The 23,371-nt window shown below is 63.7% G+C and carries 14 protein-coding genes and 1 pseudogene; 11 read left to right on the plus strand and 4 right to left on the minus strand.

Annotated features, from left to right (window positions below):
* Positions 1–34 precede the first annotated feature (34 nt).
* The 4 genes from QHF84_RS27400 to QHF84_RS27415 all read right to left on the minus strand — a co-directional run bounded on the left by QHF84_RS27400 (position 35) and on the right by QHF84_RS27415 (position 4,602).
* On the minus strand, positions 35–520 hold the full coding sequence (locus QHF84_RS27400) for a hypothetical protein (protein ID WP_281316390.1): 486 nt from the start codon (positions 518–520) through the stop codon (positions 35–37).
* 1,136 nt (positions 521–1,656) lie between these two features.
* Positions 1,657–3,288: a DEAD/DEAH box helicase gene (locus QHF84_RS27405; protein ID WP_281316391.1), complete on the minus strand. Its 1,632-nt coding sequence runs from the start codon at positions 3,286–3,288 to the stop codon at positions 1,657–1,659.
* Positions 3,289–3,731: 443 nt separating this feature from the next.
* Complete coding sequence (locus tag QHF84_RS27410) at positions 3,732–4,247, minus strand: CoA-binding protein (RefSeq protein WP_281316392.1); 516 nt, start codon at positions 4,245–4,247, stop codon at positions 3,732–3,734.
* 133 nt (positions 4,248–4,380) lie between these two features.
* The gene (locus QHF84_RS27415; RefSeq protein ID WP_281316393.1) at positions 4,381–4,602 is read right to left on the minus strand and encodes a hypothetical protein; all 222 of its coding nucleotides are present in this window, start codon (positions 4,600–4,602) and stop codon (positions 4,381–4,383) included.
* Positions 4,603–4,883: 281 nt separating this feature from the next.
* Here QHF84_RS27415 and QHF84_RS27420 point away from each other — a divergent pair, with 281 nt between their 5' ends.
* The 11 genes and pseudogenes from QHF84_RS27420 to QHF84_RS27465 form a co-directional block, all read left to right on the plus strand.
* A complete protein-coding gene (locus QHF84_RS27420; protein ID WP_281316394.1) occupies positions 4,884–6,797 on the plus strand; it encodes a DUF2813 domain-containing protein in 1,914 nt (637 codons plus the stop codon).
* On the plus strand, positions 6,790–8,712 hold the full coding sequence (locus tag QHF84_RS27425) for an ATP-dependent helicase (RefSeq protein WP_281316395.1): 1,923 nt from the start codon (positions 6,790–6,792) through the stop codon (positions 8,710–8,712). Before QHF84_RS27420 ends, QHF84_RS27425 begins: the two co-directional genes overlap by 8 nt.
* Before the next feature lie 833 nt (positions 8,713–9,545).
* Entirely contained in the window at positions 9,546–10,787 is a 1,242-nt protein-coding gene (locus tag QHF84_RS27430) for a DNA cytosine methyltransferase (protein WP_281316396.1), read from the plus strand.
* A 98-nt stretch (positions 10,788–10,885) separates the two neighbouring features.
* Entirely contained in the window at positions 10,886–12,826 is a 1,941-nt protein-coding gene (locus tag QHF84_RS27435; RefSeq protein ID WP_281316397.1) for a UvrD-helicase domain-containing protein, read from the plus strand.
* Complete coding sequence (locus QHF84_RS27440) at positions 12,823–15,996, plus strand: helicase-related protein (RefSeq protein WP_281316398.1); 3,174 nt, start codon at positions 12,823–12,825, stop codon at positions 15,994–15,996. The genes QHF84_RS27435 and QHF84_RS27440 overlap by 4 nt, the downstream gene beginning before the upstream one ends.
* Before the next feature lies 1 nt (position 15,997).
* Entirely contained in the window at positions 15,998–17,839 is a 1,842-nt protein-coding gene (locus QHF84_RS27445; RefSeq protein WP_281316399.1) for a DUF1998 domain-containing protein, read from the plus strand.
* A gap of 4 nt (positions 17,840–17,843) precedes the next feature.
* Positions 17,844–18,548 carry a phospholipase D-like domain-containing protein gene (locus QHF84_RS27450; RefSeq protein ID WP_281316400.1) on the plus strand — a complete coding sequence of 235 codons (705 nt, stop codon included), beginning with the start codon at positions 17,844–17,846 and terminating at the stop codon, positions 18,546–18,548.
* Positions 18,542–19,285 (plus strand): HNH endonuclease, encoded by a 744-nt coding sequence (locus QHF84_RS27455; RefSeq protein WP_281316401.1) that lies wholly within the window; start codon positions 18,542–18,544, stop codon positions 19,283–19,285. Before QHF84_RS27450 ends, QHF84_RS27455 begins: the two co-directional genes overlap by 7 nt.
* A gap of 207 nt (positions 19,286–19,492) precedes the next feature.
* On the plus strand, positions 19,493–19,633 hold the full coding sequence (locus tag QHF84_RS27460) for a hypothetical protein (RefSeq protein WP_281316402.1): 141 nt from the start codon (positions 19,493–19,495) through the stop codon (positions 19,631–19,633).
* Positions 19,634–20,318: 685 nt separating this feature from the next.
* A complete protein-coding gene (locus QHF84_RS50275; RefSeq protein ID WP_348652882.1) occupies positions 20,319–20,630 on the plus strand; it encodes a hypothetical protein in 312 nt (103 codons plus the stop codon).
* 390 nt (positions 20,631–21,020) lie between these two features.
* Positions 21,021–21,761: pseudogene (locus QHF84_RS27465) on the plus strand (SpvB/TcaC N-terminal domain-containing protein); the annotation flags it as partial.
* Positions 21,762–23,371: the final 1,610 nt, after the last annotated feature.

Genomic DNA, 23,371 nt, shown 5'->3' on the forward strand with positions numbered 1-23,371 from the left:
TTCGCGACCGCGACGGATGACCCCGCTTGCCGTTCTATAGGCACTCGGTAACCGAGTAAGTTCCGCTGTCGTACTTGTAGCACGTGGTGTCCCCAGGGCCCCACGTGACCGCGCAGCGGCCGAGGTCGGGGTAGGATGTATAGCGGCAACTGATCGTCAACTCGCTCGGATCGGGCTCGGAGCTCTGCAGATCCGCGAGCGCATAAAGCATCAGCTCGCCATACGCAGGATCACATCCGACGGGCGCGCCTGCCGCGTCCAAGGCGCAGGCGCCGACCGTCGCGCCGCTGGCCACCGTGTCGTTGACCGTGTAAATCGAGAATGGGCTTGTTCCGTTGGCGGTGGCGACGTACAGGACTCCGCCGCCGGTCAGGTGGAGGGGGATCTTGCCGTTCGCGTCACCATAATATTGACCCACGGCGGAGAGGCGAGCGCTCAGCGAGGGCGGCGCCACCTGCGCGAAAACGGAGCCGACCGCGAGGATCAGTGCAAAGCCGAGGGAGACGGTGCTCTTCTTCATGATGTTTTCTCCGGCAGGGGGATGCCGACCCCTCGAGCACGCGGCATGCCAGGGCGCGGAGAAGCTCGATTTCGCGCGAAACTCCGTGCGCCCTTCGATCTCGCGGGTCCGTGGTTGTCGCCCGTCCATGACACTCGTCACGGCGCCGCAACGGTCACTGTCATGCACGCGTGACAGCCCCGCCCGGCGATGGGTGGCTCTGAGGGCGCGAGCTTGCGCACGCCCTGCCAATGGCGGGAGTGGCGGCGATCTCCTGGCGATGGCCCTGCAACCGCCTGGGGTTCGATCTGGCACTTATGAAGGCGCGGCACGATGCGTTTCATGTGCTCTCGCGGTGAGCCTCGCACGCGATCCCGCCGAGGTCGCGGGCGACGGCGAGGCCGGGCGGCCCTCGGCGGAAATCTTCCCCGAGGTCGAGACGCCCCGACCGCGCTCGAGCGGATCATTTGTCGGGCGGGGTGAGGGGGCGGTGCGTCGCGACGCACTCGCTCGATAGCATCGAGGTGCACGGCGCTGCGCTCGACGGCGGCCCCGAGCGGGCGGTGCACTGCGGAAGCTTGACGCCTCCACCGCGCTCGAGGCGCTCACGCGGCGTTTGCCGAATGCGCGGCTCGCGACCGATGCGCCGCTCTCGTATTCGCCGAACCTCGTGCACCGGGGGGCGGCGGCGCTGCAGGTCGCGTGGGCCTGAGCGCTCGCCTGGCTGCGGAGGCGACGCGCGGAGGCATCATATCCCCAGGCGCGCACGAATGTGTCGTAGTGAACCTGGTAAATCTCGGCCATCAAGGCTGCGGGCGCATGCGTGGGCACGCGCCCGACACGACCATCGAACGACACGCCGCCCGACATGGGAACCGTGCCAAAAAACGAGGACCTGGAAGGGCGCCTCGCCCGGGCGCGAGGCGCCGCCTTCGACGCCGAAGGTTGCCGACAGGCTCATGGTGCTTGTTCGGACGATAACAGAGGTATGGGGGGCGAGACCAGGGCCTTCCGGGTGCATGCGCACGCGACCATCGTTCTACGGGCTCGAGTCATGCGATTGCAAGCGCCGTCACGCGGCTACGGGTTCGACCCGGGCCGAGTCCTTCCGCCTTGCGTCCGACACTCTGGCACGCGAGGCCGGAGATCGCCGCGAGCTAGCCTCGTACGACCCGCCCAAATACCTCGAGTCGCAGCGCGTCCGCCCGTGTCTCCGCCCTCGATCCCGCGGGTGCGGGCTCGCTCCGCCAGTGCGCGCTCGCGAGCGCCGAGGCCTCTGCCGCGCGGCCCATCCGCTGCACCTCGTAATCGACCGCCTCCACCGCCTCCTCGATCCGGCTGAATCGGGCCATGCTCTCGCCGTCGACGAGCACCTCCCAGCGCTTGCCACGCGCGCCGCGGCTCACGACGAGCGCCTCCGCGAGCTGTCCCGGCCTTCGCTCGAAATGCAGCACGAGCCCGTATTTGCCGAGAGACGACCACGCATTGCCGGAGATCGCTCGGACATCGCCGGAGAGCCCGAGCCCCAGCGGATCGAAGCGCGCGGCGCGGTCCTGGATCTCGCCCAGCGTGATCGCGCCCGCCTCGAGCTCGAATCCAGGATGATCGAAGGCGATCCGCTCCCACGTGCGCCTCGCCGCGGAGGCGTCGCGGCCCTCGAGGTCCAGATCCCGCGGCATACCGAAGAGAGACGGGAGCGTGCAGAGATCCAGGGCGGAAAGATCCACGAAATCGAGGATCAAGCAATCGGTTTTTCCAGGAAATAGACGCGTCCCGCGCCCCACGCATTGCGCGTAGAGCCCCTCGTTCCGCGTGGGGCGGGCCATCGCGACGCAGCTCACGCCGGGATCGTCGAAGCCCTCGGTCAAGACGCCGACATTGGTGAGCACGATCGTACGGCCTCTTCGGAAATCCTCGAGGGCTCTCGCGCGGTCTTCGGGCTTCATGGTGCCGTGGACGATGCCGGCGGGGACGCCGAGGGCGTTGAGCGCGAAGCAGAGATTTCGCGCGTGGCTCACGGTCACGCAGAAGGCGATGGTGCGCCTGTCGCGCGCGAGCTCCTGGATCGCGCGGGCCACGAGGGCGTTGCGCTCCTCGATGTCCACGGCGAGCGCGAGCTCGTCCTCGGCGAAGTCGAGGCCCTCGCTCGAGAGGCGCGAGAGATCGGCGGTGGTGGCAATACGATAGCCGGAGAGCCGAGCGAGATAACCTTGCTCGATGAGCTCCGGCAAGCTCTTCGTATAGACGATGCGCTCGAAGACCGCGTCGAGGCCCTTTCCGTCGCCACGGGTGGTGGTGGCCGTGAAGCCGAGCAAGGTGCCATTCCAGCCGGAATCGAAGGCTCCGAGGCGACGGAGGACGCGGAGGTTGTCGTCAGCGGCGGCATGATGGCATTCATCGTAGATGACGAGCCCGATGTCGCGGCCCACGAGGAGATCTTCCAGGCGCGCCTCGTGGAGCGAGCGGATCGAGGCGACGATGACCTTGGCATCGCGCGGCGCGCGGCGCGCGGCTTGCTCCACGGCGACGATGGCAACGCCAGCGAGGGCGCGGTGGATCTTGTCGCGAGCCTGCTCGACGAGCTCCTCCCGATGCGCGAGCACGAGGACGCCGCGGCGCGCGAGGCGGGAAAGTTCGGCGAAGATGACCGTCTTGCCGGCGCCGGTCGGGAGGCAGACGACCATGCGGCGAACGCCCGCGCGCCGGGCGGAGAGGACAGCATTCACGGCTTCGCGCTGGTAGGGGCGGAGCGAGGGCGCAGGCGAAGTCGCGGGCGGGGGAGGGGTCATGCGGGTGGGGAGCATAGCCGGTCACGCATGTCCCTGGCTCCTCGCCGGCGAGCCGCCCGTCCATGCCGCCCCCCGTGCACTCCCTCCCGGGATGCACGGATCGCCCGCGCCACAGGCTGCCCACGCAGACCAAAGAGCACAGCCGCCTCCTCGCCGAGGTCGACCGGCTCCGGCTCCTCATCTGCGCGCCCGGGACAACCTCCGCGCCTTCTTCGACCGCCAGCCGATGAAGCACGAAGGGTCCTGGAGACGTTGCTCACAGGACCCTTGCGGTTGGCCGAGGGACCGTTGATGTGAATTAACGAACTGAGCGTCCCCAGCGGGAACGGGAACGTTGCCGGAGTGGGATTTTGCAGGGGTTCCGGTGCGGATCGAGGTTTGGGCGGGGAGAGGGGTGGGGGCTTGATGATCGCTCGGACAGCCCGAAACGATCCGGGCGAACGTCACGCCCCCGAGCCTCGTTGTGCATCGAATGGCTCCACGGACGGCCACATCGATGCTCGTCGGCAGCCGATGCAGTCTTCCGCGACGGGGATCCCCGCTCCGAGCAACCGGCGTGCGGCGGATGGCTCGATCAGGCCGAATTGGAACCACACGACCGAAGGCCGCAGCGTGAGCGCGCCGTCGAGGTGCGTCAAGAAATCGGCCGGCTTGCAGAACACGTTGAGCACGTCGACGGGCGGAGGCAGCTCGGTCAGGCGGCGGCGGGCGGGGACGCCGAGGATGTGGGTGACCTCCGGATACCGGGTTGGAACGGGGAGGATCCGGTAGCCGACCTTCTGCAGGTAGAGCGGGATCTGGTGCGCGTCGAGGTGGGCCCGCGACTCGGGTTTTATCCCAAGAACGGCGATGGTACGAGCGGTCTTGAGCAACGCCTCCATCTCCGCGGGGCTGAGCAGCTCGAGTCCATGCGCCTCGGTTTCGATGCCTTGCTCGGGGTGCACCAGGAGCGGACTCACGCCCCCAACGATGCGCGAATCACGGGCGGCCCGCAAGCGCCCTGGGCTAGCTTTGGGGGTCCCGTCCCGCTGGATGCTCCCGCGAGTACGGCCTATGCGGATACCGAATTGGATGGCCTCGGCGTTCCGCGTTTCATGAGACGATGCAGCGCACGCCGGGCTGGAACGCCACACGTCGGAACCGCAACATCGGCACGACGGCGTTGCCGAAAGAGGTGCTGGCGGCGCCGGAGGGGTATCGCGAGGGGGCGTCGGCTTCGCGACGAGCGTGTAGAACGACCGGGGCCTCGCGCTCGAAGCCCTCGCACACCGGCGCTACCGCGAGGTGCTGCGGGAGCGCGGCATCGTCGAGCATGAGCCGCACCGGTGAACGGAACCGGACCCGACCTCCGTCAAGTAAGTGCGCACTGTTCAAGTCCGAAGCACGAAGTCAAGGAGATTCTGAACGCCCTGCGACGACACGGCATGCTGATCGTCGCGTGCTCGTAGGCTCGCGCTTGACCATGTAGCATCGGACGTCGACCGGTAGCGCCAGCGAGGTCCCTCGTCCACCACGTCCCACTCCTGCTCTACTCCGCCTTCCCTCCGAGAGCCAAGACAGGCTAGCTTGGCCGGTGGAGGCATGCCCAGCGCAACATGAAGCTCAAGCAGATCCGCATCCGGAACTTCCGGTCCTTGGTCGATGTAACCCTTCCGCTCGAAGACACAACCGTGCTGCTCGGTGAGAACAATGTTGGCAAGACGGCCGTGCTGGACGCAATAAAGTTTTTTTTGGCGAACGAGTCCAGGCTGAGCGGGGTCGTGCACGAGGTGCACGAGTATGACGTGCACCTGCCCGACGAGACCGCTGCACCTAGGGCGAGCGAGGGATTTACGCTGGACGCTACCTTCGCGGAGTCGAGCGCTGGCGAGTGGCCTGCGGCGGTGTCGCAGGGTCTGAGCGGGGTAATCCAGGAGGACCCCATCACGGGTATCGGGACCGTTCAACTGCGCCTCAACTGCCGCTACACGGAGGCGCGCAGGGCTTACATGACCAAGACCGAATTCCTCGCGTCCAGCGGACAGCCACTCGACCGGAATGCGGAAGATCAAGTTTCCGCCTTGCAGCGCTACGTCCCCGCCTTCTACCTTTCGGCCCTCCGGGACGCGGAGGACGCGTTTTCTGGTCGTTCCCCGCTTTGGGGGCGCATCCTTCGCTCGCTCGATCTTCCGGAAGCCGAGCGAAGGGGGGCGCAAGAGCAGATGGACCGCCTGAACGAGGACCTCATGAAGGCGGAGCCGCGGATCCGCGACATCCGGACCACGTTGGGGAAGACCGGCGACGTCGTGGCCACTGGGACCGGCGAGCGGATCGACGTGCGCGCACTCCCGCTCAAGCTATGGGAGCTACTCTCGCGTGCGGAGGTCGTACTCCGTGGAAGGGGGAACACCGCCTTCTTTCCGCTGTCGCGCCATGGTCAAGGCGCGCAGAGCCTCTCAGTGCTCTTCCTGTTCGAGGCGTTCTGCAAGCATGCCCTTGAGCTCCTATATGAGAAAGAAAGCACGCCTCTCCTAATGCTCGAAGAGCCCGAGGCCCACCTCCATCCGCATGCCGCGCGCGCTTTGTGGGCGCAGGTAGAGCAGTTGCCGGGGCAGAAGATCATCACGACGCACTCACCGTACTTTGCGCAGCATGTACCCATCCGGAGTCTGCGAATCCTCCGGAAACGAGGGGCTTGCACCACGGTACACTGGCTACCAGCCGTCGCCGAAGAGCCGGACGTGCCGTGGTCAGAAAAACTTGACGATTACATCAGCAAAAGCAGTATTTACGAATTTCGCCGATCGGTGGAGAAGCCATCGACTGGGACGCTCGTCATCAAGCGCAAGCTTGAGGATGACGAGTACAGGCAACTCCAGAAGAGGCTGGCCCACGAGCTGTCCATCAACGACGGCCTTCACGCCAGGCTCGACGCCCTGGAGCGGAGAGCGGCAGCGCTCCTGACCGACCACCAGCTTCGTAAGATCGAAGCCTGCTCCCGCCGCACGCGTGGTGAAATCTTCTTTGCCCGTTGCTGGCTCCTGTGCGAAGGCCAGAGCGAGATAGCCATCCTGCCACGCTTCGCCGACATGCTGAATATATCACTCGATGCGAACGGAATCTCGCTCATCGACTACCAAAACGACGGTTCGCCCGGAGCCTTTGCCGCTCTCGCCCGTGCACTCGGTATCCCCTGGTTCATGTTCTGTGACGATGATGATGGCGGCAAGGACCACATGGGAAACATCGAAAAATCCGGCTTTACACCTGGGGAGATGGCGTTCCATACACGGAAGCTTCCCGGAATCCATCTCGAGGGCTATCTGGTACAGTTCTTTGCACCTGAACTGCTTGAGATTGCCTCCGTGTTGAAACCGGGCTTCACCGCGCCGCTAGTTGACGTTCTTGGTGAGTGCAAACCGGATTACGCCAGATTGCTAGCGCTCAAGCTAGCAAATGCCGACCCCGACAGGGTCCCCGCATTCTTCCGCGAGATTCTCCAGCGATGCGTAGAGGTCGCCCGTGCGTGAACCCACCGCACACTCACCTGATCTGTTCGAGGGGCTCTCAAGTGTGCAGCGGAGTGTCGTGGAATGGGGGCAGGGACCGCTGCTCCTTCTGGGGGGACCAGGCTCCGGCAAGACTGAAGCCCTAGCGCGACGCGTGGCACACCTCCTCTTGGAGTCCCCGAGTGAGAAATTTCGCATCCTGGTCTTCACGTACACGAAACGCGCTGCGGATGCAATCAAGGACCGCATCGAAATCTGGGCACCTGGGCGCGAGTCACGTCTGTTCATAGGAACATTCCATCGTTTCGCAGCAGAGGTCCTGCGACTGCACGGCAGCCATGTTGGTCTCCAGCCCAATTTTCGGATTTACGCCTCCACCAGCGACCTCGAGGGCATCCTGCGGGAAGCCCTGAACGAGGTTCGCTTGCAGGGCGGCGAGATCGACGAAGATGATGCGCGGCTTCTGCCTGTCCTTCACAGGTTGCGGATGGCGCTGATCGATCCATCTAATGCACCCTCATACGTGCTGGATGTGCACCTTCGCCAGCGCATCGCCAGTATCTACGGCGCGTATGAGCACTGCCTGGAGCGTGCGAATGCTCTCGATATCGATGGCGTCCTCTATCATGCCGTTAGGTTGTTCCAGCGCTACCCTGCTCTCGGCAAGCGCTATCGGACCGTTTACCCATACTGGTGCATTGACGAACTCGAAAACGCCAACAGTGCGCAGTACGCTCTTCTTCGTGCTATGGCGCGACAAGGATTCAACGATGTCGTCGCCGCGGCAGATCCGGAGCAGAGCATCTACGCCTGGAACGGCGGTGGTCCTCTGACGATCGAGCGATTCATTGGCGACTTCGCAGCCGACATCATGAAACTCCCGTCGAGCACACACGTCAATATCGATCTGGCATTCATTGCAAAGAACCTTCTAAGCCATGTTCGCTCCAAGTCTACACCAGAATCGCCAACCCAACCCGTCACAGCCGGTGGACTCGGCACCGATGCATCCGTGCGTGTGGGCCGATTGTCCTCGGAGCATGAAGAGGCACAGGTAGTCGCCAACGACATCGCACGGCGGTACGAAGCCGGGGCAGGGACCTTCGCCGTCCTAGCTCGCGCCCGCGGTCTCCTGCAGCTTGTTCGAGACAACCTCGATATGTTGCAGATTCCTTCAGCACCGGCGCAGCCAAGGGGGGGCTTTTCGAGCGCGCCGTTCGCATGGCTGAGCGCATGTCTTGAGCTTGCGAATCGTCGACGTGACCTGCGGCAATTGGAGGTCCTTTGTTCAGCGTTCGGCGAGATGACTGGTGTGCGCCTCGTCCCCGACGATGTGATTGCTGAAGCGGAATCAACGCACCAAGACTTCCTCCGGAAGTGGGCTGAGATCATCGTCGACCACGAGCAGGCGAATTTAGCGAAACGGATGGCCGAGTATGTCCTGGAGTTTCTCGTGCGAAAAGCGGATTACACGGAGTTCGTCTACTCTGCACGATCGGCGTTTATGCAGTTGACCTCGTCGAGCGTGTGGCATGCAGATACTTTTCCTGGATACGCCGACGATGAGCGCGCGTGGGTATCACAGATCGAGCCAACGCTCGGCTCCGGAGCACCCCTTGAGGCCTTCTTGCGCGAAATCCGCCCACGCCCAGAGCAGGAGCCGTCGGGCGTGCGTCTACTAAGTATCCACGCGGCGAAGGGCATGTTCTTTGACCACGTCTACGTGCTCGGACTCGCCGAGGGGGAGCTCCCTTCGTTCGTTGCCAGCAGCCTGGGCGAGCGGCGGTCGGAGATAATGTCCGAGGAGCGGCGCATCTGCTTCGTCGCCATCACTCGCGCCCTTAAATCGCTGACCCTAACTTGCTCGCAGACCTACGGCGGGCGTGCCAGGAACCCATCACGTTTCCTGTACGAGATGGGCCTACCTAACCTCTGAACTACGCCAAGCCACGTCACAACCCCAGACCGGAGTGTTTCGGAACACGCGAAACTCGGCGCCCGATGGAGCGGCAAAAGCGCTCTTTCGCATGCTCGAAGGGGTACTCCGCGGAGCAGCCCCCTGTCCCGCGCCCCTCGAACAGCGCGCGGAGGGTCCCTGTGGGTCGAGGCGCATCCGACCTGGACCAGGCCATCCTCGGCGCGCTCGCATCCTCCAGCGAACCCCTTGGCCGCGCCGCGCTCGCAGCATCTACGTGTCCGCTTGCGTGACGTGTCGTGGCCGTGCTGGGCAGGGCCGTGCCCAGCGGACCGTCCGCGCCTCGCGGAGCACCGCGCCGAGCGTTCGCCCCGCCCGTCGAGAAGACGCGTCTCCGGCGTGGGTGGGCGCGACCGAGACTTGGCCATCGTAGTGTAGGACGACCCGGCCAGAATAGCGCGGGCTGGGCCACGGGATCACCAAGCAAGAACAAGTCACTAACGATCCCCCGGCAAAGCCGGGGGTTTCGGGGCAGCGTCGAACGGGGTGGAGCCGACCAGTGAGCGGAAACTGCGAAGCGTGAAGCCAGCCTGCGGGACTCGTGGGCGGAGCAGGGAGGCGATGACTGATCTGACTCGCACTCGACCGACACTTGTCCTGGACGAGGTTTGCTGCGATGATGGCGCCGCATGTTCAGGTCGGCAAGCGATGTCTGAGCCTTGGGTCGGAGCCGGCGAGGTTGAGCGTCATCTCGACGTGGCAAACCCCGTCTACCTGAAGTCGACGACCTTGGTTCAGCGCGGCAGCGCGGTTGACCTCAAGGACGCGCGCAAGGCAGCAAGGAGAGGGCATTGATGAGATGCACGGCCAAACGCCCGACCGTGTTGTCGCTGTTCACGGGGGCGGGTGGGCTTGATCTCGGACTTGAGACGGCCGGGTTCGAGACGCGGCTCTGCGTGGAGATCGACGATGAGGCACGGGCGACCATTCGGCGCAACAGGCCCGAGTGGAAGCTCGCGACACCTGGCGACATTCACCAACATGCCCCGGGTGATCTCCTTGCCCTCTCCGGTCTCGACGAAGGTGAACTAGATCTGCTCGCCGGAGGGCCACCGTGCCAGCCATTCTCCAAATCGGGGTATTGGTTGGCTGGTGACTCGAAGCGCCTAGGCGATCCTCGTGCCGCAACGCTTGATGCCTACCTGCGCGTAGTCGAGGCCGCGCTTCCGCGGGCAATGCTCCTGGAGAACGTGCGTGGCCTAACATTCGACGGAAAGGACGAAGGCTTTCGTCTTCTCGAACAAGGCCTCGAGCGTATCAATCGCCGGAAAAAGACCAATTATCAAGTGACGGTGCTTCACTTAAACGCCGCGTGCTACGGTGTGCCGCAGCTTCGGGATCGCGTTTTCATCATTGCGAGCCGAGCGGGGACGATTTTCGAGATGCCCGCAGCCACGCACGGCGACAGCGAAGGGTTTGAGCCGTACCGCACCGCGTGGGACGCGATCGGTGATCTCGACGTAGCCAATTGGCCAGACGAGCTGGCGCCGACGGGCAAGTGGGCCAAGCTGCTTCCCAGTATCCCGGAGGGGCAGAACTATCTCTGGCACACGCCAGGCGGCGGCGGCGAGCCTCTGTTCGGATGGCGCACGCGCTTTTGGTCGTTCCTGCTCAAGCTCGCGAAGGACCGGCCGTCATGGACGATTCAGGCCGAGCCCGGGCCAGCGACTGGCCCCTTCCACTGGCGAAGTCGGCTACTGTCCGTGCGCGAGCTCTGCCGACTTCAGACATTCCCGGACGATTACGTCATTGAGGGCGACCGGCGCTCCGCTCAGCGGCAGCTCGGCAACGCCGTTCCCTGTGCTTTGGCCGAGCTTCTGGGGCTCGAGATCCAGCGGCAGATTCTTGGGAGTGCAGATGTGAGGATGGAGCTGCAGTTGCTTCCAGCACGCCGCGCGTCCTGTCCGCCACCGCAGCGCAGAGGGAGGGTGCCTAAGGAGTATCTTGCGCTCCGAGGCAAGCACCGCCCGCATCCAGGAACGGGGCTCGGACCAGGAGCCCTTCGCCGTGAGCGAGAACACGACTTGGTGGGCTAAATCGTCATGGGCGTGCGTTCGACAAGAAATGCCTGTACCTCCTCTGCCTGCACCAGCCTACATTGTGTATGTAGGCATGCCGAATGGGAGACGTTGCCATGACGTCCCCCAATGATCAGGCGCGCGCGCCTGATTGGGACTTTGAGCAGCTCAAGGTAATTCTTGAGGCGCCCGCGAGCTGGCAGCTAGTCATCGCTGGTCCTGGTGCCGGAAAATCAGCCGTCGCCTGCCAGCGCGTAGCATACCTCGTTGACGAGGCCGTTCCACCGTCACGGATCCTCCTGGTAAGCTTTACCCGAACCGCCGTCGCCGAGCTCCGTGATCGCATCGTGTCCTATGCAGTTGCTGGTGATCGCGCTCGCAGCGTTCGCATCTCAACGATCGATTCGCATGCCTGGAGCCTGCGCACAGGGTTCGACGATGGGCCCCTCCCCAAATCGCTCGGGGATGGATCGTACGATCTGGGCATCCAACGAACTATAGAGCTCTTCAGGAACAAAAACCCAGATTTGATGGACTTCATGGCGCGTCTCGAGCACATCATCATTGACGAGGCGCAGGACGTCATGGGACTTCGTGCAGACCTCGTATTGGAGATGCTGAAGAGCCTCGCGCCAACCTGCGGGGTTACGATTCTCGCAGATCCGGCACAGGCAATCTATGGGTTCACAACTGATGGCACCGACGACAACAAACCAGAGCCGTCGCTTCTTGAACGCCTCCCCATGGAGTGCCCGCGTCCACTTCTTGATCGAGCGTTGAAGAATATCCATCGCGTGAAGGACAATGCGCTGATCGACTTGTTCCTCCGCACCCGTAAAGAGATCGAGTTCGCTGAAAACGCTCATGGTCACCTTGCGCGCGTGCAGGAGGCGATTCGAGAGACCTGTGGCAATGACGTCGGCGTTACGTCGTATGAGAACATTGCCGACTTCCTGGCTAAAACCACCGACGGTTCGATGCTTGTGCTATTTCGACGGCGGGCTGACGTGCTTTTCGCTTCCTCGTACTGTTCGCAGGCCGGGGTTGAGCATCGTTTGCGCATGTCCGACGTACCCATTGTCGTACGGCCTTGGCTGGGCTGGTTGCTCGGGGAAACGGTGCAGGCGATTCTCAACCAGGAGGAGTTCGACAAGCTTTGGGAGTCTCGCGCATCGCTTTGTTCTGCGCCGTTCCTCGGAGAGGAGCGCGATACCTGCTGGACGTTGCTGCATCGCTTGGCAGCAGGATCGCGACCAAAGACGCTGGACCTCGTTCACCTGCGCAACATCGTCGCTCGGTCTCGCCCGCCGATCGAGCTCTGTTACTCGGAACTTGGCTCCAGGGGACCGATTCTCGGAACCATCCACGCTTCCAAGGGGCGAGAAGCCGACACAGTTGTCCTTGTCATGCCGCCGCACCAGGACCACGCTGAAGGAGGGTTGGATGGGGACAACGCCGCAGTCTTTGAAGAAGGCCGCGTTTACTATGTTGGTGCGACCCGAGCGCGCAAGATGTTGACGACCGCCGGAAAATCTGTGGCTCGCGTGGGCTATCTCGATTCCAAGCGCATTTACCGAATCTGCGGCGAAAGAAAGGCCCAGTTGGAGGTCGGTCGGGACGGTGATGTCGACAAGCTCGCGCACCTGGCGTGGTCGAACGCTTCGAGGGTGCAGCGCACTTTGGCTATCCACACGGGGCGTACAGTTCCGCTAAGAGCATGGGCGGTGGCCGAAGAGGACTACGCGCTTCGACTCATACTCGAGCAGAAGGAGGCCGACGGCGTGACTCGGGCGATTGAGGTCGGACAGCTCAGCAGGTCGTTCCAAAGTGACCTCAAGAGGCTATGGGGCCGGATCGATTCGGAAGGTAACCTCAAGCCTGGCGAAAGCATTCCGCACCTCTATCTCGTCGCAGTAGCGACGGTAGGACTGGCGGAAAACGAGCGGAGCGCAGTGAAAGCTCCCTTCAGTCAGAGTGCGATGGCGCTCGCGCCCGTGATCAAAGGCTTCCCGATGATTCACTTCTTGTTCCGAAAGACGGGCAGGTTTTCGCGATGAACACACCGCTTTTTCGAGATCGAATTCTGGATCGTCTCGTGAAAGACCTCGTAGGTCCCCTTTCACCGAACGAGATCCTCTCCGACCGGCCCACGCAGCGGTATAGCACCGGTATTCTTTACCCGCGTGATGCGCGGATCGAGCCTCAAGAAGACGAAGACGGAGGGATCGCGGTCAACATCGCCGAGGACGCGGCATCTGAGCCAGAGGAAGCAGGCGTGTCGCTTCATGCCGCCTTGAAGCCGGCCACTGCCGGTCTCTCGTTCGCGGTGGAGAGCAGTGGCAGGGAAAGCCCTCCAACTATCCGCGTGCAAGTCGAGTGCGCCGTCTACAAGAGATTCGCCGTGGACGACGCCGGTAACCAGATCGAGGGGGCCCCTCCGGACCGGGCGCACGAGCGGTGGCAACACGTGCCTCGGAGCGCGGAGGTGGAGATCGAGCTCCGTGCCGGTAGCACCAGGAGGGACCTGGCATACTACGGAATCGAGGGGTTGGAGCTTTACGCCCTTATGACACCGCACGCCGGCGTTGAGACCGTCACACTTGCTGTTGCAAGTAAGCGCTCCCGTGGAGATTCGTCGGCATTCGACGAGGAGCAGCACTTCTTTCAGGTTGAGCTCAGCGTAACCATGGTCGCGAACGGTCGATTTGCCCCACGGCCGTCACGTCGGGCGCAGACCGACGAGGATAGTCGGACAGCTGCGCTTATCTACCGCGACGTGAAAGAGTACGTCGTTGGGCACACGTGCTCCGCACGTGCAGTCTTGGACGGCGGAGGAGTTGCCAAGCTCAAGACTGAGTGGGTACCGGCAGTCATCGTGCCGCGGGTGAGTGATCACGGGGATCTCGTCTTCGGCGCCCTGCACCAACCAAGTGATGGCCAGCGTCCCCTTGAAGCCAGGTGGCTCGCGGCGGCATCTTCAGCGGACCTCATCGGCAGCCTCGAGCAGGTCGTGTCTGCGTACCGGCAATGGATCGCACGCGAGGCTGCGCGTGTTCCGCAACTACCCACCGAACTTCATGCGCAGGCGCGAAAGCACATCGACCGGTGTCAACGCGGCGCCGAGCGAATGGCGGACGGCATCGCGGCAATTCGCACGGACAAGAACGTGCGAACGGCATTTCAATTGGCCCAATCAGCGATGGCGACTCAGTTCGGCTGGTCCCATGGTGGCGCCGCGCTCAAGTGGCGACCGTTCCAGCTCGCCTTCCAGCTACTCGTGCTCCCGTCGCTCGCGCAGAGAACGCACGACGATCGCGACACGATGGACCTCCTGTGGTTTCCCACTGGTGGCGGTAAGACCGAAGCGTACTTGGCCCTTACGGCATTCATCATCACCCTGCGGCGGCTTCGCGCTACGAAGAAAGATGACGGAGCAGGCGTCGCTGCACTGATGCGATACACGCTTCGTCTCCTGACAGTGCAGCAGTTCCAGCGCGCCGCCGCGATGATCTTCGCCTGCGAGCTACTTCGGAGACGAGGGGCTGCCAGAGCGGATGGGCTTCCTGACCTGGGCACGGTCCCGATCGGCATCGGCCTCTGGGTTGGTGCCGCCGCCACGCCACTCACCCTTCAAGAAGCGCTCAATCGCTCGCCCGGCGATCCCAGCACGCCCGAGCAGCTCACGACGTGTCCATGCTGCGGCTCCACGCTGAGCTGGAAGCTCACGCCGAAAGAATCTATTGTCGAGTGCGCTTCGGAGCCGACGACCTGCGAGCTGGCGCAGAGCGGCCCACGGTTGCCGGTGTGGACGATCGACGAAGAAATTTATCGTCATGCGCCGTCGCTGCTGATCGGCACGGTCGACAAGTTTGCGCAAATCGTCCGGAAGCTCGACACGGGAGTAATCTTCGGGCGCGGGACGGCGCATGCTCCGCCGGACCTGATCATCCAAGACGAGCTACATCTCATCTCCGGGCCCCTCGGCTCGATGGCTGGTCTGTATGAGGTTGCGATCGACGAGCTGTGTCGCTCAGATTCAGTTCGCCCGAAGGTGATCGGCTCGACCGCGACGATACGTCGCGCCGAAGAACAAATCCGCTCCCTCTTCGACCGCGGCACGTACCAGTTTCCAGCACCGGGACTGGACGCTGGCAACTCCGGGTTCGCGGTGACCGATCCCAACAGTCCGGGCCGGCTCTATGTTGGTCTCACCACGGCGGGGCGTTCGGCGACGTACATGTTACAGGCGCTCGTCGCGTCCATGCTGCAGGCGGCTACGGCGCCCGGCGCTTCGCTGCAAGACAAGGATCACTACTGGACGCTCGTCGCCTACTTCAACTCACTACGGGAACTTGGGCGCGCGCTGGTGCTGATGCAGGACGACGTTCCTGTCTCGATTCGGCAATTCGCCGCGCGACGCGGAGAGCAGCAGCGCCGCATCGAGGCTCCCGCTGAGCTCACGAGCCGTGTTCGCTCCTACGAGATTCGCGACATGCTCAACCGCTTGAACAAGCCTGCCACGGACCCAGAAGCGGTCGACCTCCTGGTCGCTTCGAACATGATCTCCGTCGGGATGGATATTCCCCGGCTCGGGCTCATGGTCGTCAATGCGCAGCCGAAAACCCTTTCGGAGTACATCCAGGCAACGAGCCGCGTCGGTCGAGGAGACGTTCCTGGCATCGTTATCACGATGTATAACAGCATGCGCGCACGCGACCGCTCGCATTTCGAGACGTTCGAGACCTGGCACCGCTGCTTGTACCGTGACGTCGAGGCGACCAGCGTCACGCCCTTCGCGTCGCGCGCTCAGGACAAGGCGCTTCATGCGGTCCTTGTTGCATTGGTGCGCCACCTCGTACCTGGAATGGACCGCCGCCCAATTCTGAACGACATCAAACGAGCAGATGCCGAGCGGATCGCGTCGACTATCGAAGCGCGCGTTGCGCGAGTCGATCCAGCCGAGCGCACCATTGTCTCGCAGAAGTTGCAGCGGTTGATCGATCAGTGGGCAAGTCGGCCCGATTTGCAGACCTACTGGGACGACTACAACCGTCGGACCAGTCTGCTCATGTCGGCGGAACAGTTCGCGGCCAAGGCGGATGTCGATTCCGATCTCGATGCGGAGGGAGCTCGGCGGGCGCTCTGGCCAACTCCGAACTCGATGCGGGAAGTGGAACCGGGCGCACCATTCGTGCTCCGCCATGTCCTGAAGACGGAAGGAAATTGAAATGCGCAACGAGCTGGGTGATGTCCGCCGTAGCCAAATCATCACGACTCACGGGCCGGGGTCAATCGTGGATTTCCGAGCTGGAGGATACGGCGGTGCGGGTATCTCGGTCGTGGCCGCTGGCCTCGAGGAATGGGATCGCTGGGCTCCACCTCCCGGGTTGGGCAATCCGCAAACCGTCTACGAGCCGCGCCTTCAGAAGCAACTTGGCGTCGACGGGTTCCGGCTGCCACCGGTTGCGCCTCAGGTGGCTCCTGGCGTGTATCGGAGCAACGCGGGGAAGCTTGTTGGTGTTCGCTTCCCGCGTTGGCTCCAGTGTCCGCACTGCCACCTTATCCGCCAGTCGCGGTTTTGGACAGAGGATGCCGGCGACCCCGCGCTCTATTGCGCGGAGTGCTCTGAGAAGGCGGGTGGGCGTAATCGCATCCACGTCGTGCCCGTTCGCTTCATCGTCATCTGCGAACATGGGCACCTTGACGAGTTCCCTTGGGACTGGTGGGTGAGGCACGACGAAAAGTGCCCCCTTCCCGGACGCCGGAAAGAGCTCAAGCTCGAGGGTAGCGCCACGGCAGGCTTGGCGGGCTTGATCCTCTCGTGCCTTGGCTGCGGTGCCTCACGCTCCATGGAGGGGTGCTTTGGGCCCGATGCCATCCCGGGCCAGTGTCAGGGGCGTCGACCATGGCTCGGTACGGATGCCGACGAGCAATGCACGACTGACGCGCGTGTCGTTCAGCGCGGGGCCTCCAACCTGTACTTCTCCGTCGTGGAGTCGGCGCTTGACATCCCGCCCTGGTCCGATGAGCTTCAGAAGAAGATCGGCCTGCGATGGTCGATGCTTGAGCAAGCGCCCGATCAGGTATCGCGAAAACTCCTCATTCAGGCGATGCGGCTTGCCGAGATCACCGGCAAGCCCGAGAACGATCTCGCTGCCGCCATCGAAGAACGGATCGCACGCCTTAGGTCGCCGGACCGCAACCTTCGATGGGAGGAGTACCAGCAGTTCGTTCAGCACACGCAACCATTCGGCGAGAACACTGAGTTCGAGATCCGACCGGCCCCGGCACCTCCCGAGCTCGCCAGCTGGCTGCAGTCCGTTACCCGTGCGACTCGCCTGCGCGAGGTCAGGGCTCTGCGTGGGTTCACCCGCGTGTTCCCGCCGAGCGCAGGCGATGACGCTCGCGTCGCGAAGATCTCGCTCAACCGACCGCCGTGGCTGCCCGCTGTTGAGAACCGCGGCGAGGGAATCTTCATCCAGCTCCGGCTCGATCAAGTTAAACGTTGGGAAAAGAAGCCAATTGTCATCGACCACGTAGCGGCGGTCCGCAAGGCTTACGAGAGGGCATGGCAAGAGCGCGGCCGTCCGGGCGCCCCGCCGAAGACGGTCACGCCTAGGCTACTGCTCATTCATAGCCTCGCGCACGCGCTCATCCGGCAGCTGTCGCTTAGCTGCGGTTACAGCAGTGCGTCGCTTCGCGAGCGTCTCTACATTGATGTTTCCTCGGCCTGGGACATGGCTGGACTACTCGTCTTCACGTCATCGCCTGATGCTGACGGCACCCTTGGGGGGCTCGCGCGGCAAGGCGAAAGCGCGAACATCGTGCGAGTCTTCGAGGATGCGCTCACGTCTATGACATGGTGCTCGTCCGATCCTCTTTGCATCGAAGGGGTGCATGCGCGCTCCGAGCCAGCGAACGGGGCAGCGTGCCATGCATGCCTGCTCGCCGCCGAGACTTCCTGCGAGGAGTTTAACGCGTTCCTCGACCGGGCTCTCCTGGTTGGAACGCCAGCGCAGCCTGAGCTCGGCTTCTTCGAGGAATATCTTCGCGAGCTTCGGAGCAGCTGAAGACATGGGACTCGCGCGCGATCTGGTCGAGCTCGAGGCTCGCATTCGCGAGCGGGCAGACGTCGACCTCTTTGCACCAATCGATCGTGGCGGGCTGCTCGCAACACCCGAGTGCGCCGCCGTGGCCGCCCGCATGCGGAGTACGGACTCATTGGCAGCCATGCGCCTCTGCCTGCAGGCGCTCCGGATCCAGCACGAGGAGCTGCGTCCCAAACTGCTCGACGCGGAGTTGGTCGCGACGCTACCTCCTGAGACGCCCGGAATTGCACGCCCGACTGAGCGAGTTGTTCGCGAGATGATCGAACGCGCTGTTACGGAGATCATTCTCCTTGGCTACGAGCTCACCGATAGGGATTTGGTGCACCTGCTTGCTGCGTCAGCTGCCCGCGGCATCAACGTGATCATGATCTGTGACCGCGGTCGCGGGACTGCAGCTCGGGTGCTCGATGCGTGGCCGTCGGGCACGCGCCCTCCGAGGGTCTTCCACGATCGAGAGCGACAAGACGGTGTCCCGTACGCTTCGATGCACGCGAAGTGTCTGCTCGTTGACAGCAATGACCTCCTCGTGACCTCCGCCAATTTCACGTTCCACGGTCTGCACGGGAATATTGAGATCGGGATCCGACTAAGCGGTGCCCCGGCAGCTGAAGCAAGGAAGATTTTTTCGCATCTAGTGGAAAGCCGAATCCTTGAGGACGTCTCATGCTGAGCTTCGAACGCGAAGGCAAGTACACGCGCCCGGATGTCAAGGAGCGCGTAGGCCTGTCGCGAGATGCGAAGGGCGGAAACTGGGACACTGGGATCGTGGAGCACGCGAACGAATTTTTAATTTTCGCCAATGTTGGCACAGAGGGGCGCACAGGTCACAACTACGGGAACCGGTGGGAGAGGAATTGCCTGCGCTGGTACCACAAGGCCGGTTCTCATCTCGCATGGCGGAGCGTGCAGAAGCTCCTGGAGAGTGGCCGCCGCGTCCACGTCTTCTGGCGCACCTCAAACAAGAGGTCATTCGAGTACGCCGGCATGGCCATCGCAGTCGAGGTTGTCGACACGTCCCCTGTTGAGATCCTCTGGTCGTTCGAAAGCTACGACGTTACCGAGCTGCTGGTTCATAGCCCAGAACAGGTTACCGGCGAGTATCGTGAGGGCGCGATGCGCAAGATACTTGTGAACGCGTACGAGCGAGACCGTGCCGCCCGCCAAGCGTGCATCGCCCACTACGGGCTGGAATGCGCCGTATGCGACCTCCGGTTCGAGGAGCGGTATGGCGCGCTAGGTGCGGGGTTCATCCATGTGCACCACGTCATTCCGCTGTCCGACCTGGGTCCAGACTACAGGCTGAACCCAATCACAGACCTACGCCCTGTGTGTCCGAACTGCCATGCGATGCTTCATCGCCAGCGGCCGCCGCTCACCATCGAGGCCCTTCGTGACATCATCTTGTAGACGTTGGCGCGTGGCAAGGGCGGTGGCGACGCGCTCGGCGGTCTCCTGAGGATTGCGCAGTACGTCTGTCTCCCAGAAACGGAGCACTGCCCAGCCTGCCACTTCGACCTCGTCGACGCCGATAACGAGATCCTCGCGAGCGGCTCAGTCCAGCTCAGACCGAACAAGAAAGCGGACCGAGCGTTCCGAGTCCGAGCTGATCCGCGGGTGGTCCGAAAGCACGTGATCTGGGGGGCGCTGCTCTCCTGCTGCGAGACCGTGCACTTGCGCTGGCAGGTGCAGGTGGTCGACAGGGGTGGGCAGGTGCTCGGGCGGCGGATGGTGGGGCACGAGATGCGGGGGGCGTGACACCTGAGCCGTGGTATGCGGCTCCCCATGCCCTCGTGATCGCTTCTCGCCTCCACCGTGGCCTCGCGCGCCCCTTTCCCGATCCACCGGAGTGCGATGCGTTTGACCTCCCGATCGCCATCTGGGCTTGAACGGTTCCCAGGATACCCACCAGGCGGCCCCCCCGTGATCATGCTTCCATGGCACAGGGAAGCGCCAGGGATGGGTAGCCTACAGTGTCCCACCTTTGTTCGCGTGACGCGTCGATTCCCTCCGGACGAAAGGCATCCTCAACACATTGAGCCCAGTGAGGGGGGATCTGCATCCAGCACAGGGCTGGGCCGGTCCTCCGAGGCCCGATGGGGCCAGGTGGATGAACATGCGCGAGCAGAAGACCTACTTCGCAACCCAGGAGCAGGCTCATACCAGGTACCAGGAACGGGAACCCGGGGCGGCCGGCGCCAATATGATCGTCGTGGCGGGAAAGACAGGACTCTGTGCAGTGCCGTGGGGAGCGCCTGTCTCGCAACCGTTGCGGATCGCGACGATACCGGGTGTGCGTCCGAGGCTCCACGGATTCCATGCGCGTTGTCACTCTCCTAGTTCCCGCGGTTCGTCCGTCCCGCGGTCGCAAGCCTGGCCGGATCCCCTTGAGCAGACCGACGCTCGTGGCGCCTGCTCCCGCCGCATGTAAAGTGCCGCGCCGATGAAGTCGCAGCAGCAAACTACGCCCTCATTCGCGTGTCTGCATCCGGCCTCGGAGAACGCGTCCACGGCAGCCCGAGCCGCCAGCGCCAAGAGGAACACGCGCTGCGAGCTTGCCCTTCGACGGGAGCTCTGGCGTCGCGGCCTTCGCTATCGTCTCCACCTTCCAGGGCTGCCGGGGCGTCCGGACATCGTCTTCACCAAGCACCGCGTCGTGGTGTTCTGCGATGGAGACTTCTGGCACGGACGCCATCTCGAAGCTCGCCTTGCAAAGCTGGGCGCGATCCGCTGGAGTTCCTCGCGTCGGACCTGAACCACGACACTGAGACCTCTTCCAGGACGCACCTCGATGATGCCCGGGCCCCCCTCGTACTCGTCGTACTCGTCCACATCATCCGGCCACCGTGGCCGCCCCGGACTCCTGCTTCTGGTGTGAGCTTGCTCCTGAGTTGCGAAGTACGTCTTCTGCTCGCGCATGGGCATCCACCTGGCCCCATCGGGCCTCGGGAGGACCTGCCCAGCCCTGTGCTGGATGCAGATCCCCCCTCACTGGGCTCAGTGTGTTGAGAGGGCCCTTCGTCCGGAGGATTCGACACATCACACCAACAAAGGTGGGATAATGTAGGCATCTCGAACGCCTCCATCGCCAGTGACTCGCTCCTCCCGGTTGACATGCCGGGCACTTCCCCGTGCCATGGGAAGCATGATCACGAGGTGTGGGGGCTCTCGGGGTTGGGCGCGGCGAACGCTGCTTCTTTGGGTGCTCGGGGTTGTCCTCGGCAGCGGTTGCCTTCTAGGTCCGCCCCTGGGCTCCTACGAGATTCTGATCTGCCCCACACCCGACGAGGTCCCCAACCCCTTCCCGGCGGAGCTTCCCGCGGGCACGACGTCCCCCGCGGGCCGCATCGAGGGACGCTTCTCCGCGACGCACACCGGAGAGGCCCGCTACGAGATGCCGCTCGTCGTGCCGCCGGGCCGGGCCGGGGTCGAGCCAAAGCTCGCCGTCACGTACGACAGCGCGGCCGGGGATGGGCCGCTCGGGATGGGATTCGCGGTCGCGGGCTTCTCGGTCGTCACTCGCTGCCCGAAGAACATTGCGCAGGACGGGGAGCTCCGAGGCGTCCGATACGATGACGCCGACGCCTTCTGCCTCGACGGCCGCCGCCTCGTCGAGGTGGGCGGGGGCATGGGCTCCCGCGAGTACCGCACCTTTCCCGATACCTTCGTCAAGGTGGTCGCCGAGCTCCCGATGGGCTGGAACTCCGCGCACGGGCCGCAGCAGTTCCGGGCCTATACGAAGGACGGGCTGATCCTGACGTATGGCGGCACGGCCGATGGCCGCCCGACAACACCCTCGGGCGCTGCGCGTGCCTGGTGGCTCACGCGAGCCGAGGATCGCAGCGGAAACTTCGTCGCTTACCATTACCGCAACGAGTCCGGCGAGACCGTCCCGGACCTCATCGAATACACGGGGCATCCGGATGCAGCGCCGACCCGGAAGATCGAGTTCGACTACGAGAAGAGGCCCAAACCCGCGCAGCACGTCTCCTTCAGCCACGGCGTGGCGCTCCGAAGCACGCTGCGCCTCCTACGCATTCGTACGCGCGCCGAGGGCCAGCTCGTCCGGGAGTACCGATTCGCGCAGAGCGCGAGCACGACGACGGGGCGCATGCTGCTCGACAAGCTCGAGGAATGCGCCGCCGACGGCGTCTGCAAGCCGCCGACGCTCTTCGCGTGGAACACGCCCGCGCCAAGCTTCGAGGACGTGACGACGCCGCTGCTCCTGCCCACCTCGCCGCGGGCGTCCGTCATGCCGATGGACGTGACGGGCGACGGGCTCGACGACCTCGTGGTGATGGATCTCCCCCCGTGGAACGCGAATGCAGGACAGACGCCGCGGACCGAGGTCAAGGTCTCGATCAACCGAGGCCCCGACGCGCAGTCGCCATTCTTCCAGCCCTTCACGGTCGGCGCGGAGCGTGTCCACTACGCAGAGGACCTCGCGGCCATGAAGATCCCCGAGCCGGAGGCAGCCACGCCACTCGATTACAACCACGATGGGCGTACGGATCTGCTGCTGCACGATATCTATGGCCGCGGTCCCATCTGGAAGCTCTTGATCCAGCAGAAGGACCAATCGTTTTCCTTGTTGCAGACGAGCATCGAGCGTCATTTCCCGTCGATCGAGTACGTGGGGCCCGGCGTCAACCGACAAGACGCCTCGGGCCACCTCGCAGACGTTGACGGCGACGGGATGGTCGATCTCCTCCAGTGTCGATGGATTGGCGCAACCGTCGAGTGGTTCTTGCATCGCTGGACGCCCGCAGGCTTCCAGACAACCGGAAAGCCATTGCCTGCGCTCGAGGCACAGCCATGCGACACCGAGATGTACACGGTCGACATCGACGGCGACGGGACGACCGAGTTGCTGATGCGGGAGGCCAAGATTTCCTCGCTCCAAGCGCTTTACCTTTCCCGTTACATCATCGCGAAGTTCGATTCGGCTGGTGCGGTTACCCTCTCCGACGCTCATCTCGACGTACCTCCCAGCGAGCGCGCGATGCGTTTGCTCGACGTGAATGGCGACCGCCTGCCGGATGCGGTGCAATGGGGGTTCGGCAACGGGTTCCGCACGTTCCTCAACACCGGGGATGGGTTCTCCGAAGGCGTCCTCGCGCTCTTTGATCCGATCGTGCCCGTGGAAAAACACGCACATCTCGCGACCTCGATCGATCGGGAGGGCGACGGGCGGCAGGATCTTGTAATCCCGATCGAAACCTCGAGCGGGCCTCGATGGCGCATCATGCGCTCGCTCGGAGACGGAACGTTCACGCTGGAGAACCCTGGAATCCCCTTCGACGCGGCGTTGACGGACGAAGGCGTGAAGCTCGCGGATCCGCACGGTCCCCGCGTTCTCGACGCGGATGGAGACGGCGCGCACGACATCCTCTTGCCTGTCTCCGGTGCGTTCCACCTGTTCCGCAACCGCGCGAAGCACCCGGATGTGCTGGTCGGGATCACGGACGGAATGAGTCCTCATCAGCCCGGAGAGCT

It is taken from the genome of Polyangium sp. y55x31, from assembly GCF_029946505.1.
Lineage (GTDB): Bacteria > Myxococcota_A > Polyangia > Polyangiales > Polyangiaceae > Polyangium.

Coding starts and splice junctions, on each gene's coding strand:
- QHF84_RS27400 (WP_281316390.1), bottom strand. CDS start 520: ATGAAGAAGAGCACCGTCTCCCTCGGCTTTGCACTGATCCTCGCGGTC.
- QHF84_RS27405 (WP_281316391.1), bottom strand. CDS start 3,288: ATGACCCCTCCCCCGCCCGCGACTTCGCCTGCGCCCTCGCTCCGCCCC.
- QHF84_RS27415 (WP_281316393.1), bottom strand. CDS start 4,602: ATGCTCGACGATGCCGCGCTCCCGCAGCACCTCGCGGTAGCGCCGGTG.
- QHF84_RS27420 (WP_281316394.1), top strand. CDS start 4,884: ATGAAGCTCAAGCAGATCCGCATCCGGAACTTCCGGTCCTTGGTCGAT.
- QHF84_RS27430 (WP_281316396.1), top strand. CDS start 9,546: ATGAGATGCACGGCCAAACGCCCGACCGTGTTGTCGCTGTTCACGGGG.
- QHF84_RS27435 (WP_281316397.1), top strand. CDS start 10,886: ATGACGTCCCCCAATGATCAGGCGCGCGCGCCTGATTGGGACTTTGAG.
- QHF84_RS27440 (WP_281316398.1), top strand. CDS start 12,823: ATGAACACACCGCTTTTTCGAGATCGAATTCTGGATCGTCTCGTGAAA.
- QHF84_RS27445 (WP_281316399.1), top strand. CDS start 15,998: ATGCGCAACGAGCTGGGTGATGTCCGCCGTAGCCAAATCATCACGACT.
- QHF84_RS27450 (WP_281316400.1), top strand. CDS start 17,844: ATGGGACTCGCGCGCGATCTGGTCGAGCTCGAGGCTCGCATTCGCGAG.
- QHF84_RS27455 (WP_281316401.1), top strand. CDS start 18,542: ATGCTGAGCTTCGAACGCGAAGGCAAGTACACGCGCCCGGATGTCAAG.
- QHF84_RS50275 (WP_348652882.1), top strand. CDS start 20,319: ATGAAGTCGCAGCAGCAAACTACGCCCTCATTCGCGTGTCTGCATCCG.